The following is a 12,633-nucleotide window of genomic DNA, read 5'->3' as shown; positions in this document are numbered from 1 at the left end:
CTAACCAACTACATTCTCGTAAGATTAGCGTGCCATATCAAGAACATGAGATTGAAGAAAAGCCCAATTTTAGCGTATTATATCGTCAATGCTTGAGATTTCACGGTTTTTCTCCCGTTATCAGCTATACGTGGACCCCGTTGCCTGGGAGATGGTCAACTCCCATGCGGTGGGGCCGTATTCATATGACGCTGCAGTGGGAGAGAGCAGGTGAAGCGGCAGTGGCAGGTCGGTTTCGCGATTCTGCTGCTGTTGGCGGGGTTTCTGTTCGTCCTGCAGATTCGCGCCAACCAGGCGTTGAGGGCCGGCGCGGCGCTTCCATCGCGGCGCCTCGAGGATCTCAGCGTGCTGCTGCGCCGGCAGCAAGAGGCGGATCGCAGCCTGCGCGACGAACTGGCGTCTCTTCGAAAGAAGCTCGACGACTATCGCACAGCGGAGGCCGGCGGCGAGAGCATGACCGCGCAAATGCGGCGCGAGGTGACCGACCTGTCGTTCGTGCTCGGCCGCCAGCCGGTCGGGGGCCCCGGCCTCGTCGTGACGGTGGCCGCCTCGCCGCGGCGCGTGGTCACGCCGCAGGCTCAGGATCTCTCCGCGGTGGTGAACGAACTGTGGGCCGCCGGTGCGGAGGCGATGTCCGTAAACGGGGTGCGGGTCCTGGCCGTGGAGGGTTTCGCCGCGGCTCGGGGCGGCGTGCGGGTCCGCCGGTGGGTGCTGCGCGACCCCTTCAAGATCGTGGCGATCGGCGACCCCGCGACGCTCGAAGGCGCGCTCCTCGTGCGGGGCGGGATCGTGGACGGTCTCGACGGCGTTGGGCTCAACGTGACGATCTCGCGATCGGCCCACCTCGACGTCCCGCCGTCGGACGCGCCGACCGGGTTCCACTACGCCCGTCCGGCCGGGCCGCCCTAGGATCCGTGCGCGCGTTCGCCGGGGCGCGCCCAAAACGATCGGCGGCCGCCGCCGAGTGCGAGTGCACGCTCGCTCTTGGCTGTCACAGCCGCCGATATCCCCGCCCTAGGGACGCATCCGCGCTTTGGGCCCGAACTGTGTCGTACTCTTGTAAACCGCGTCCGGGCCTTGCGGATCGCCCTCGTCGAGACGGGAGCAAACTGTAGCATGCGCGGGAGACACTGTCAATGGCCGGCCCCGGCTCCGCCGCCTACTCGTCCGAGCGAGGGAGGGCCCGTCTCGTACCCATCCGAACCCCTTCAGCGGAGATGATGGCAGACGATCAGGCCGGCGCGGCCGGCGCTGATGATAGTGGCGCCGGTCAGGTGCCGGCCGGGAGCGCGGACCGGACCGAGACGCTGTTGCATGCCTACCGCATCGCCGTACGCGATCTGCGCGCGTGCTACAATCCCGACGGCATCGTGGCGGGCCGGCTCAAATTCAACGCCTATTGGGCGCGCGACGGGCTGTGGGCCGTGTTCGGCGCCCTGGCGCTCGGCGACGCGGCGCAGGCCCGGGCGCAGCTCGAGATGTTTGCGCGCTACCAGCCGTCGTCCGGCAGCATCCCCGTCCGCGTCGAATTTGTGGGCCACCACCTCAGCGGCTACAACACGCTGCGCAGCCGCCCGAAAGTGGTCGGTCGCGCGGGGGGGATCTTCCGCGATCCCGTCGATACGGCGGCGGTCTACGTGCTGGCGGTGCACGAGTATTTTCTTCGGACCAACGAGGGCGGGGTGTGCGAACGGCTCCTGCCCGCCGCGGACCGGGTGCTCGGCTGGCTGCGCACGCAGGACCGCGACGAGGACGGCCTGCTCGAGACGCACTACCTCGCGGACTGGATGGATTCGATCATGAAGCGCACCAAGGTCTTCAATATCAACGTGCTGTACTATGCGGCGCTGCGCGCGTTCGCGGCGCTGGCCCGGGCGCTCGGCGACCCGGAGGCGGGAGGCCGCGCGTCGCAGGCGGCGGACGCCGTGGCGTCGCGTCTGCAGTCGGTTTTCTGGAACGGCGACTACTTCGTCGATTGGGTGCACGGTCCGCGCCGCGGCGCGTTTTCGTCCGACGGCAACGTCGCCGCGGTCTTCTTCGGCGCGGCGACCGACGAACAGGCGCGGCGCATTCTTGCCTACATCGCCGCGCGCGGCCTCGACGCCGGCACGCCGCTTCGCACCTGCGATCCCGTCTATCCGTGGTGGCAGGTGTATCCGATGTACTATCTGGCGGGCATTCCCGACTACCACCGCACGCTCATCTGGCCGTGGCTCGGCTCGCTCAACGCGGTCAACAAGGCGCGGCTCGGCGATCGCGAGGGCGCGGTGCGGGATCTCGAGCGGATCGGCAAGTGGTACGTGCGCAGCGGAGCGGTCAACGAGGTGTACCTGCCGGCCGGGATTCCGCTGATGCGCCGGTTCTATTCGTCCGAGGTGCCGTTCGTCTGGAATGCCGCCTTCTACGTGTACGCGCTGCACGCGTTGGGGCTCGTGAGCGCGCAGTCGCCGCGGACCGCCATGACGGCGGCGCCGTGAGCCGCGGCTTGGGCCGCTGGGCCGCGCTGCTGCTGCCGGTCGTGGCCTTGGTGGCGCTTCTCGCCGCCGCGTCCGTGCGCCGCGATCGCGCCCTCGCGATCGGGGCGGCCCTCGCCCGCGGAGAGACGCCGCCCGTGCCGGCGTTGGTGCTGCAGAGCCTGCCGGCGGGGGACGCGGTTCGGCCGCAGGCCGGCGCGGCCGCGCCGCGCGCGGTGGCGCTGCGCGATCTGCGGGGCCACGCGGTGGTCCTCAACTTTTGGGCGTCGTGGTGCGTGCCGTGCCGGGAAGAAGCCCCGCTGCTCAGCGGCGTGGCGCGCGACTACCGGTCCCGCGGCCTGCTCGTCGTGGGGGTGGATACGCAGGATCTCGAATCCCCCGCGCGCGCGTTTCTCGCCCAGTACAAAGTGACGTACCTCAACCTGCGCGATCCCGACGGCAGCGTGGGCCGGCTGTTTGGGACGACGGGGGTGCCCGAGACGTTCTTCATCGACGCGGACGGACGGATCCAGGGCAAGTTCCCCGGCGAGCAGCTCGATCCCGCGGTCTGGCGCCGCGCGGTGGACGCGGTGCTGGCCGGCCGCCGCCCGGTGCCTTAGTAGCCGTTGCCCGGGTAGCTCCAGAGGTGGCGTCCGATCGAACCGCGGACCCCGGGCGTAACCCCCGCGGGCAGGACGTCCACGCCGTCGGGGACGTTGAGATAACCGGGCGCGCTGCCCGGGACTCCGGTGTGTCCATACTGCCACACGATCTTGTTCGTCTGCGGGTCGATCACGATGACGCGGTGGTTGAAATCGTCGTTGAGCAGCACCATGCGGTTGGGCAGCTGCACGGCGAGCGACGGATGGTTCAGCCGGCCCTCGCCCGAGAGGACGCGGTACCGCCACAAGAGCGTGCCGGCGGGCGACATCAACACCACGGCGCCGGGATTTGTATAGAAGGCGCAGATCACGTTGCCGTCCGGCGTGAAGTTGGCGTCGGACGGATACGAGAGGGTCCCAGGAAAACGCAGCGTCCAGACGACCCGGCCGTCGCGGTCGAGCAGGATCGCGTCGTTCCCGTTGATCTGCGTGACGAGCATGCCGCCGTCCGGGGCGGGAAAGTCGCCGTTTGGGGCTGAGAAGTAAGCCGGCGGGGCGATCCGCATGACGCCGGTGTGCCCGTACTGTTTGACGATGCGCTTCGTCCCGCGGTCGATGAACAGGATCCGCTGATTCTTGATGTCCGCCACCGTGATCAGGCCGCCGTCCCGATCGTAGAGAAACGCGTCGTCCGGGGTGTTCAGGAACCCCGGTGCGGTCCCGGGCACCCCGGGATGTCCGTAGGACCAGACGATCCTGCGCGTCTTGAAGTCGATGATCGAGATGAGATGATGGTCCTCTTCGTTCGTGATGATTTCGTCCCAGTGCGGTCCGAAGAACACGTCATCGTCGTCCCGAAGCGGGGAGGGTTGCCCGGTCTCGGGCATCTGCCAGACGATGTGCTTGTCCGGCGTGACGAGCAGGATGCGGTTGTTCGCGGCATCCGCGATGAGGACGTCGGCGGGCAGGTACTTGTTCGGCTCCCGGCTCCCCCAGGGCAGCGAGGAGACGGATGGCGCCGGCGCCGCGGCCGGCGGCCGGGCACCGCTTGGTCCAGGGTGCGGGCCGGCGGGACGGGTGGTGAGGGGTCGGGTGCAACCTGCAACTAGGGCCAGGGCCGTCATTACCGCAGGCAGAAGGCCGGATCGCCAGGCTCTCATCGGACATCGCCCACGATAGCACAACTCTGCGCCTGGCAGCGACCGTTGACATTGTTTAGGCGAACACTTAAGATTGACTAGGACGGATCAGTCCTAGGTTCGAATGGTCCTAGGGAGGCACGATCGGCGTGGGCGGCACGCGGACGCCGGGGACAATGAAACGAGATTGTGGCAATCGGGAGCGTATCCTAGAGGCCGCGGCGCGGCTGTTTCATGAGCGCGGCTTCCAGCCGACGTCCCTCGACGAGATCATCGCCGCGAGCGGGGTGTGCCGCAGCAATCTGTACTACCATTTCGCCAGTAAGGAAGAGTTGGGACTTGTGGTGCTCGACCACCTGGCCGAGCGGTTTCGTGTAAGCGCGATCGAGGGAACGCTTCAAGATAGGCGGCGTCCGGCCCGGCAGCGCCTCGAACAGTTTCTCGCGGCGATCACCGACGGGCTCGAAGCCGACGCCTGCCGGCGGGGGTGTCCCTTCGGGAATCTCGCCGCCGAGCTCGCCGGTGATCATCCAAAGTTTCGCGAGCGATTGAGCGGGCTGTTCCGGCGCTGGGAGGCGGCCGTTGTGGTCTGCCTTCACGACGGCGTCCGCAGCGGCGAGTTCCGGTCCGACCTCGACGTCGACCGGATCGCGACCGCGCTGGTGAGCCAGGTTGAAGGCGCCGTGCTGCTCAGCAAGGCCTACGGTCACGCGGGTCCGGTGCGGGCGGCGCAGGCGACGCTGATACTTCTCGAGAGCAGGTGAACATCGTGGAACAAGTACGCGAAGCGCAGACGAACCAGAACGACGTGGTACGGACGCTGCTGCCGCGCGGACGGCTCGGCAATCCTGCGCCGTCGATCCCGGACACCCGGGTCTCGCCGGAAGCGGCGCTGCTCGAGGAGATGGTAAAAGCCCACCTCGACGCGTTGTACCGCACCGCGCTGCGGCTGACGGGCCGGCCTCAGGACGCCGAGGACCTCGTACAGGAGACGTTTCTGCGCGCGTGGCGGTCGCTGCACACCTACCGCGCCGGCACCAACCCGAAGGCGTGGCTGTTCCGGATCCTCCACAATGCGCACATCGACCGCTACCGCGCGACGACGCGCACCGTGCCGACCGTGGACGAGATGGAGGGACAGGATCCCGCGTTCGTCGTGCACGAGACGCCGGAGACCCTCGTGGCCGACACGGTGATGGAGGCGGAGGTCCGCGATGCGCTGATGAAGCTGCCGGAGGTCTTCCGGGCGTGCGTAGTGCTCGCCGACCTCGAGGGCTTCAGTTATCAAGAGATCGCCGACACGCTCGGCATCCCCCGCGGCACCGTGATGAGCCGGCTGTTCCGCGGGCGCCGCGCGATGCGGAAGGCCCTCGCCGGATACGGCCGCACGCACGGCTTGGATCGACCCAACTAACAGCGGCGCGCGCACGACCCACCGACGCCGGCGGCGCACACCCTGCCGTCCGTTCCGCTGCCGGCCACCATGTAATTGAAGCCGGCGTGGAGTTTCTTGACGGCGCACCGTCCGTGACGGATTATTCACGGGGGGTGGTCGGAGATGGCCATTCGTGTCGCGCACTACGGGCTCGGCCCCATCGGCATCGGGATACTCCGGCAGGTCACGGCCCGCAAGGGCTTCAAGGTTGTCGCCGGCATCGACATCGATCCCGCGAAGGTGGGCAAGGACCTCGGAGACATCGCGGGCTTGGACCGGAGGGTCGGCGTGCGGGTGACGGACGATCCCGCCGCGGCGATCCGGAAGTCCAAACCCGATGTCGTGGTGCTGTGTACCCGGAGTTCTCTCCGGTCCGCGATGCCCCAGATCGAGACGGTGCTCAGGCTTCGCGTCCCCATCGTCTCGACGACGGAAGAATTGGCCTACCCGTACCGCACGAACCGCCCGCTGGCGAAACGGATTGACGCGCTCGCCAGGAAAGCCAAGGTGGCGGTCGTCGGCACCGGCGTCAACCCCGGCTTCGTTATGGATACGCTGCCCATCGTGCTGACCGCCGCCTGCGAGCGTGTCGAAGCGGTCCGCGTCGACCGGATCCAGGACGCCGGCATCCGGCGGCTGCCGTTTCAGCAGAAGATCGGGGCCGGTCTCAGCGTCGCCGCGTTCGAGGAACGCGTCGCCGCCGGCACCGTCCGCCACGTCGGCCTGACGGAGTCCATCGCCATGATCGCCGACGCGCTGGGCTGGAAGCTCGGCCAGATCACCGACACGATCGCGCCCAAGGTGGCCGAGAGCCGGGTGGCCAGCGAGTATCTTACCGTGCAGCCCGGCCAGGTCTGCGGTCTGATCCAAGACGGCATCGGATACGGGAAGAACGGTTCCCCTCTGATTACGCTGCACATGGAAGCGTATCTGGGCGCGCCGGAGTCGTACGACGCGGTGACCATCACCGGCCATCCGAACCTCGCGTCGCGGGTGCAGGGCGGATTCCACGGAGACGTGGTGACGGCCTCGATCGCCGTCAACACGATCCCCAAGATCCTCCTGGCGCCCCCCGGCCTGCGCACGATGCGCGACATGCCGCTGCCCTCGTTCTTCGGCGGGAGGTGATCCCCGCTGTGCTTGGCGCCTAAGTTCGGCGTCGGCAGGCAGGAGCCCGGAGGCGCCCCGCGAACCGGCGCATCGAACCCATCGCACCCAACCTCGCAGCGACGCAGTTCCCGAAGGGCCGCGCGGCTGAAGGCTGCGTGATCCGCCGTCCGATCCGGACGGCGGCACGGGGGGGGCGCGATGACCACCATGGAGCTGTTGGCCGACGTTCTCCGGAACCAACAACGCTTTGCCAGGCTGTCGTACCGGTATCAGGAAGCGCGCATTGAATGTGCGGCATCGTACGCCAGGCTTCTTCGCGCGATCGAACCGGCGGGCCGGCGGCCGTCCGGCCCCCGTGACACTGATGACGCCGTGCCTCCCGCGTTCCCGCTGTATACGTTTGTACGTGTCCGCGGCGGCGCGCTGCGCATGGTCAGGCGGCACCGCATCGCCGGCGCGGCAGGCGGCGCGCCGCTTTACTGCTGGCTGGAGACGCTCTCGGAAGCCACCGTGGTCCACGTGGAGGGCGAAGTCGATATCGCGACCGCGCCGCGTTTCGCCGACGCTGTCGCCACGGCGTTTCTCTGGTGCGCGCGGGCCATCGTCGATCTGGCGGACGTGACATACATCGACGGCTCGGGGCTCGGCATCTTGAAGCGCGCCGGTGAGGCCAATCCCGCGCGGCTGGCGGTGGCGGGACTGCGCCCGCACGTCCGCCGGCTCTTCGATGTGCTTGAACTTACCACCGTCATCCCGGTGGTGGGATCCCTCGCGGCGGGGCAGGCGTACTTCCAGCGCGGCAATTAGCCGGCGGAACGCCGCGGGTTCGGGAGCGGCGTGAGCACGCGCTCCAGCTCGGCGCGGAGCTGCGCGAGTGACGGCGGGAGCGACAGCGATTCGCCGAGACGCTCCAATGGCTCATCGACCGCAAACCCGGGACCGATCGTGGCGATCTCGAAGAGCACGCCGCTCGGCTCCCGGAAGTAGATCGAGCGGAAATAGAAACGGTCGATGATCGGGGTGGGGTGGCCGCCGCCGCGCGATACCCGCTCGCGCCACGCTTCGTGATCCTCGGACCGCGACGCCCACGCGACGTGGTGAACCGTGCCGGCGCCGCCGCTGCCTCGACGCGGGGCCGGGTCGTAGGCGTAGAAGGATCCGCGGCGCTCTCCCCGCACGTCAAACCCTCCGGATCCGGCCGCGGCGAACCCCAGACTTGCTTCCAGGAAGGTACGGCTCCCCTCCGGCTCCACGCTGTAGGCGCGGACGCCGTCGAACCCCCGCAGCGCGACGTCCGCGGGGATCTCCGGATGCCGGGCGACCAGCGGCGCGTCCTGCGTCTCGACCGCGCGCAGCTCGAACCCCAGGCCCTCCGGATCGTCGAACCGCAGATGATCGCCCTCGCGGGCGACCTCGAGGCCCGCGCGGCGCAGCCGTCCGGCCCAGAACGCCAGGGCCGTCCCGGAGGCGACGCGCCAGACGATCCGGTGCACCATGCCGGCGCCGGTCCGGCCGCGTTCGACGCCGGGGTATTCGAAGAACGTGAGGTCTGCGCCGGCGCTGCCGTCCTCGTCGCCGTAGAACAGGTGGTACGCCGTCGGGTCGTCCTGGTTGACCGATTTCTTGACCAGCCGCAGCCCGAGCACGCCGGTGTAGAATTCCAAGTTTCGCCGCGCGTCGGCCGTGATCGCGGTGATGTGGTGGATGCCTTCGAGCCGCATGTACGCACCGTCCGGTCGTCGTGGTCCGCGAGGACGCGGTTCTCCGCGGCCCATCTGTCTGTCAACTATGTCAACGCCCGAGCGGGGGCCTGCGAATCCCGTGCCCGCCGCAGGAGGAGCGTGCTCTCCGGCAGCAGAACCCCGCGCAGTCAGGTGCGGGCCGACGTCATTGGGGTAACGCCGGAGTGATCGTATGGATGGGACTGCGACGCTCGTGAACGCGGACGCGCTCTTCGAAGACCTGGGGCGGCGGCTGTACGTGGAGGCCCAGATCGACATTCCTCCCGACGTGCGCGACGCGCTGCGCCGGGCCGCCGAGCGGGAGACGCAGCGGGGTGCGCGCGGCATGCTGAACACGATGCTGCGCGCGATGGAGGTGTCCGACCGCAAGCAGACGCTCGTCTGCCAGGACACCGGCATCCCCATTTTCTGGATCACGATCGGCCGGGGCATCGCGGTCGACGGGGCGGCGATGCTGGACGCGCTGCGGCGAGGCGTGGAGCGGGCGACGCGCGAGACGCCCCTCCGGTCGAGCATCGTGTCGCCGATCGCGCGCGAGAATCGTCAGACCAGCAGCGGCGAGGGGATCCCCGTCTTCCACATCGAGTTCTCGAGCGCGATCGACCACATCGACATCGTGATGATGCCGAAGGGCTCCGGCTCGGAGAGCATGTCGTTCCTCAAGATGCTGCTGCCCGCGGACGGCGAGGCCGGGGTCAAGAAGTTCATCCTCGAGACCTGCGTGGCGGCCGGGGGGCGGCCGTGCCCGCCGACCATCGTCGGTGTCGGGATCGGCGGCTCGTCGGACCTCTGCATGACGCTGGCCAAGAAGGCGACGCTGCGTCCGGTCGGGCAGCGGCATCCCGACCCCAAGACCGCCGCGCTGGAGGTGGAGCTGCGGGACGCCCTCAACAGCACGGGCATCGGCCCGATGGGGCTCGGCGGCGACACGACCGTGCTGGACGTGCACATCGAGACCGCCTGGACGCACATCACGCTCAACCCCGTCGCCGTGAACATGCAGTGCTGGCGCGGCGAACGCCGGCGCGCCCGCGTCTACGCCGACGGGCGCGTCGATATCGGGTACTGAGCCCGCGAGCCGCCGATGGACTACCGGCTGCGGACGCCGCTCTCTGAAGATGACGTCCGGCGCCTTCGCGCCGGCGACAGCGTGACGCTCGACGGGATCATCTGGGGGATCCGTGACGCGACGCTGATCCGGATCTTCGACCGCGGGCAGGCGCCGCCCGCCGACCTCCGAGGCGGCGTGCTGCTGCACGTCGCGCCCAACGTCCGCCGGTCCGCGGCCGCGCCGAGCGGTTACGAGCCGATGACGATCGGCACCACCACGAGCACGCGGATGGACCGCTTCACGCGGGGGCTCCTGCACGACTACGGCGTCCGCGCGATCATCGGGAAGGGCGGCCTGGGCGACGACAGCAGCGCCGCGTTCCGCGAGTTCGGCGGCGCGTATTTCGCGATCGTCGGCGGCGCCGCGTCGGTGGAGACGGAGCAGGTCGAGGCGATCGAGCACGTCTACTGGGAAGACCTGATGCCGGAGTGCCTGTGGGAGTTCCGCGTGCGGGCGTTCGGGCCGCTGACGGTCGCGATGGACTCGGAAGGCGCGAGCCTGTACCGCGACGTCGCCCGCACCGCGCAGGCGCGCCTCGCCGAGATCTACGCGAAGCTGGGACTCGCTCCGTGACGGCGCCGTGGGAGACGCTGCGGTGTGACATTCTGATTCTCGGCAGCGGCGGCGCCGGGCTCATGGCCGCGCTGCACGCCTACGATGCCGCTCCCAGCCTCCGCATCGTCGTCGCCAGCAAAGGCCCGATCGGAAAGAGCGGCTGCACCCGCCTCGTCCAGGGCGGCTTCAACGCCGCCCTCGATCCACGGGACTCGCCCGAGCTGCACTTCCGCGATACGATCCTTGGGGGCCAGTTCCTGAACGACCAGGAGCTGGCCTGGGTGCTCGTGTCCGAGGCGCCGGAGATCGTCCGGCGGCTCGAGACGAAGATCGGCGTCTTCTTCGACCGGCGCGAGGACGGGCGCATCCACCAGAAGGCGTTCGCCGGCCAGTCGTTCGACCGGACGGTGCATCGCGGCGACCTGACCGGCATCGAGATCGTGAGCCGCCTTCACGACCAGCTGTTCGCGCGCGACATTGCTCTCCTCGACGAGACCCGCGCGGTCGACCTGATCCACGACCGTCCGGGAGGCGGAATCTCCGGGGCGCTGCTCCTCCGGCACGCGACCGGGGAGTTCATCCTGGCGCAGGCGCGGGTGGTCGTGCTCGCGACCGGGGGCGGTCCGAGGATGTACACGTTCTCGGCACCGTCGCTCGAGAAGACCGGAGACGGGTACGCGATGGCGTACCGGGCCGGCTGCGACCTCATCGACATGGAGATGATGCAGTTCCACCCGACAGGGCTGCTCGCCGGCGCGTCGCGCCTGTCGGGCATGGTGCTCGAGGAGGGGCTGCGCGGCGCGGGCGCGCACCTCCTCAACGCGCAGGGCGAGCGGTTCATGGCGCGCTACGATCCCGAGCGGATGGAGCGCGCGACGCGCGACGTCGTGGCCCGCGCGAGCTACCTCGAGATCATGGCCGGACGCGGGACGCCGGCGGGCGGCGTGCTGCTCGACGCGTCCCATCTCGGCGCCGAGTTCGTCCTCCGGACCTTTCCCGGGATGGCGCGGCGCTGCGCGGAAGTCGGCTACGATCTCGCGCGGCGGCCGGTGGAAGTGACCCCAACGGCGCATTTCCACATGGGCGGGGTGCGCATCGACCCCGGGTGCCGGACGGCGATGTCGGGGCTGCTCGTCGCCGGCGAAGATTCGGGCGGCGTGCACGGCGCCAACCGCCTCGGCGGCAACGGAGTGGCGGAGTCGTGCGTCTTCGGGACCCGCGCGGGGCTCACCGCGGCGGATCTGTGCGCCGCCGGTGCCGACGCGCCCCTGGACGAGCGCGAGGCGGAGGAAGCGCACCGCGCCGCGACCGGGCCGCTCGGCCGCGGGTCCGGCGAGAGCGCCTTCGCGATCCGCGACGCGCTCCAGCGGACGATGTGGCTCGACGCGGGGCTCGTGCGCGATGAGCCCGGACTCCGGCGCGCGCTCGATGCGATCGGCGGCCTCGAGGACCGGCTGGCGCGTGCTGGCGCTCCGGCCGGGGTCCGCGCGAACCTGGCATGGCAGCAGGTCCTCGACGTCCGCAACCTCCTCACCGCGGCCCGGCTCACTGTCGCGGCGGCCCTGTACCGGCGCGAGAGCCGCGGCTCCCACGCGCGGCGGGATTTCCCCGAGCGCGACGACGCGCACTGGCTGGTCAACATCCATCAGGCGGCGGGACGCGAGCCGTGGACGGAGCCCGTGCGCCTGCCGCGCCTCAGGCCGGCCGACGTGCAGACGCCGCGGGAGCAGGGAGCCGGCCGGCCGGGAGCCGCCCGCACGTGATCGTTCGCGTCAGACGCTACGACCCGGCCGTGGACCGCCGGCCGCGCTGGCAGGCCTACGCGGTCGAGGCGCGCCCCATGATGAGCGTGCTCGACGCGCTGTTTTGGATTCTCGAGTCCCTCGACCCGACGCTGGCGTTCCGGTACTCGTGCCGGGCCGGTATGTGCGGATCCTGCGCGATGGTGATCAACGGCCGCGAGGGCCTCGCCTGCCAGCGCCGCCTCGAGAGGCTGAGGGGGCCGGTCAGCGTCGAGCCGCTGCGCTCGCTTCCGGTGACGAAGGACCTGCTGGTGGATCTCGGTCCGTTTTTCGAGAAGTACCGGGCGGTGGATCCTTTCTACGTCGGCGAGACAGGCTCGCTCATCGGCGCGGCGCCCGAGCCCGCGGTCGTGCCCCCGGGCGATCCGGTGCGCGGGGTCATCAACCGGCAGATCGACTGCATTTCCTGCGGCGCGTGCTACTCCGCGTGTCCGGTGGTGGGCATCGTCCCGGAGTTTCTCGGCCCCGCGGCGCTCAACCGCGCCTATGCGGTCGCCGCCGACACCCGCGACAGCGCCGGGCTCGAGCGGCTGCGGCGCGTGGCCGCGGACGGCGGCGTCTTCGGCTGCCACAGCGTCGGCAACTGCGTCACCGCCTGTCCCGTCGGCGTGAACCCGCTGCTCTCTATTCAGTTGCTCCGAAAGGGCGCCGTCCATCGATAGGCCGCGGCCGGCAGGAGGGCGC

13 protein-coding genes are annotated in these 12,633 nt (G+C 69.7%); 11 read left to right on the top strand and 2 right to left on the bottom strand.

Annotation, left to right across the window (positions count from 1 at the left end; genetic code table 11):
• Positions 1-210 precede the first annotated feature (210 nt).
• The 3 genes from VKT83_09345 (at position 211) to VKT83_09335 (ending at position 3,073) form a co-directional block, all read left to right on the top strand.
• Positions 211-909 carry a DUF881 domain-containing protein gene (locus VKT83_09345; GenBank protein HLY22656.1) on the top strand — a complete coding sequence of 233 codons (699 nt, stop codon included), beginning with the start codon at positions 211-213 and terminating at the stop codon, positions 907-909.
• A 308-nt stretch (positions 910-1,217) separates the two neighbouring features.
• Positions 1,218-2,477 carry a GH116 family glycosyl hydrolase gene (locus tag VKT83_09340; protein ID HLY22655.1) on the top strand — a complete coding sequence of 420 codons (1,260 nt, stop codon included), beginning with the start codon at positions 1,218-1,220 and terminating at the stop codon, positions 2,475-2,477.
• Positions 2,474-3,073, top strand: a complete 600-nt coding sequence (locus VKT83_09335; GenBank protein ID HLY22654.1) for a TlpA disulfide reductase family protein — start codon at positions 2,474-2,476, stop codon at positions 3,071-3,073. The genes VKT83_09340 and VKT83_09335 overlap by 4 nt, the downstream gene beginning before the upstream one ends.
• On the opposite strand, the gene VKT83_09330 is transcribed toward VKT83_09335, so the two are convergent.
• Positions 3,070-4,179 carry a PQQ-binding-like beta-propeller repeat protein gene (locus VKT83_09330; protein HLY22653.1) on the bottom strand — a complete coding sequence of 370 codons (1,110 nt, stop codon included), beginning with the start codon at positions 4,177-4,179 and terminating at the stop codon, positions 3,070-3,072. The two genes, VKT83_09335 and VKT83_09330, sit on opposite strands and share 4 nt — an antisense overlap.
• Positions 4,180-4,370: 191 nt before the next feature.
• Between VKT83_09330 and VKT83_09325 the strand changes: the two genes are divergently transcribed.
• The 4 genes from VKT83_09325 (at position 4,371) to VKT83_09310 (ending at position 7,546) form a co-directional block, all read left to right on the top strand.
• On the top strand, positions 4,371-4,958 hold the full coding sequence (locus VKT83_09325) for a TetR family transcriptional regulator C-terminal domain-containing protein (protein HLY22652.1): 588 nt from the start codon (positions 4,371-4,373) through the stop codon (positions 4,956-4,958).
• Between the two features lie 5 nt (positions 4,959-4,963).
• Entirely contained in the window at positions 4,964-5,608 is a 645-nt protein-coding gene (locus VKT83_09320) for a sigma-70 family RNA polymerase sigma factor (GenBank protein ID HLY22651.1), read from the top strand.
• Between the two features lie 144 nt (positions 5,609-5,752).
• Positions 5,753-6,757, top strand: coding sequence for a dihydrodipicolinate reductase (locus tag VKT83_09315; protein HLY22650.1), 1,005 nt, complete (start codon positions 5,753-5,755; stop codon positions 6,755-6,757).
• Positions 6,758-7,111: 354 nt separating this feature from the next.
• Positions 7,112-7,546 (top strand): STAS domain-containing protein, encoded by a 435-nt coding sequence (locus VKT83_09310; protein ID HLY22649.1) that lies wholly within the window; start codon positions 7,112-7,114, stop codon positions 7,544-7,546.
• Here VKT83_09310 and VKT83_09305 read toward each other — a convergent pair.
• Positions 7,543-8,460, bottom strand: a complete 918-nt coding sequence (locus tag VKT83_09305; protein HLY22648.1) for a VOC family protein — start codon at positions 8,458-8,460, stop codon at positions 7,543-7,545. The genes VKT83_09310 and VKT83_09305 overlap by 4 nt on opposite strands.
• 193 nt (positions 8,461-8,653) lie before the next feature.
• Here VKT83_09305 and VKT83_09300 point away from each other — a divergent pair, with 193 nt between their 5' ends.
• From VKT83_09300 to sdhB, 4 genes are read left to right on the top strand one after another with little or no spacing between them, the layout of a single operon-like run.
• On the top strand, positions 8,654-9,550 hold the full coding sequence (locus VKT83_09300) for a fumarate hydratase (GenBank protein HLY22647.1): 897 nt from the start codon (positions 8,654-8,656) through the stop codon (positions 9,548-9,550).
• Between the two features lie 15 nt (positions 9,551-9,565).
• Complete coding sequence (locus tag VKT83_09295) at positions 9,566-10,165, top strand: fumarate hydratase C-terminal domain-containing protein (protein ID HLY22646.1); 600 nt, start codon at positions 9,566-9,568, stop codon at positions 10,163-10,165.
• The gene (locus VKT83_09290) at positions 10,162-11,910 is read left to right on the top strand and encodes an FAD-binding protein (protein ID HLY22645.1); all 1,749 of its coding nucleotides are present in this window, start codon (positions 10,162-10,164) and stop codon (positions 11,908-11,910) included. The genes VKT83_09295 and VKT83_09290 overlap by 4 nt, the downstream gene beginning before the upstream one ends.
• Positions 11,907-12,611, top strand: a complete 705-nt coding sequence (gene sdhB, locus VKT83_09285) for a succinate dehydrogenase iron-sulfur subunit (protein ID HLY22644.1) — start codon at positions 11,907-11,909, stop codon at positions 12,609-12,611. Before VKT83_09290 ends, sdhB begins: the two co-directional genes overlap by 4 nt.
• Positions 12,612-12,633: the final 22 nt, after the last annotated feature.

The sequence above is a fragment of the bacterium genome (genome assembly GCA_035308905.1).
Lineage (GTDB): Bacteria > Sysuimicrobiota > Sysuimicrobiia > Sysuimicrobiales > Segetimicrobiaceae > DASSJF01.
Note: the sequence above shows the minus strand (reverse complement) of the source record. Positions and strands in the feature narration are given on the sequence as shown.

Coding starts and splice junctions, on each gene's coding strand:
- VKT83_09300 (HLY22647.1), top strand. CDS start 8,654: ATGGATGGGACTGCGACGCTCGTGAACGCGGACGCGCTCTTCGAAGAC.
- VKT83_09325 (HLY22652.1), top strand. CDS start 4,371: ATGAAACGAGATTGTGGCAATCGGGAGCGTATCCTAGAGGCCGCGGCG.
- VKT83_09330 (HLY22653.1), bottom strand. CDS start 4,179: ATGACGGCCCTGGCCCTAGTTGCAGGTTGCACCCGACCCCTCACCACC.
- VKT83_09340 (HLY22655.1), top strand. CDS start 1,218: ATGATGGCAGACGATCAGGCCGGCGCGGCCGGCGCTGATGATAGTGGC.
- VKT83_09305 (HLY22648.1), bottom strand. CDS start 8,460: ATGCGGCTCGAAGGCATCCACCACATCACCGCGATCACGGCCGACGCG.
- VKT83_09295 (HLY22646.1), top strand. CDS start 9,566: ATGGACTACCGGCTGCGGACGCCGCTCTCTGAAGATGACGTCCGGCGC.
- VKT83_09315 (HLY22650.1), top strand. CDS start 5,753: ATGGCCATTCGTGTCGCGCACTACGGGCTCGGCCCCATCGGCATCGGG.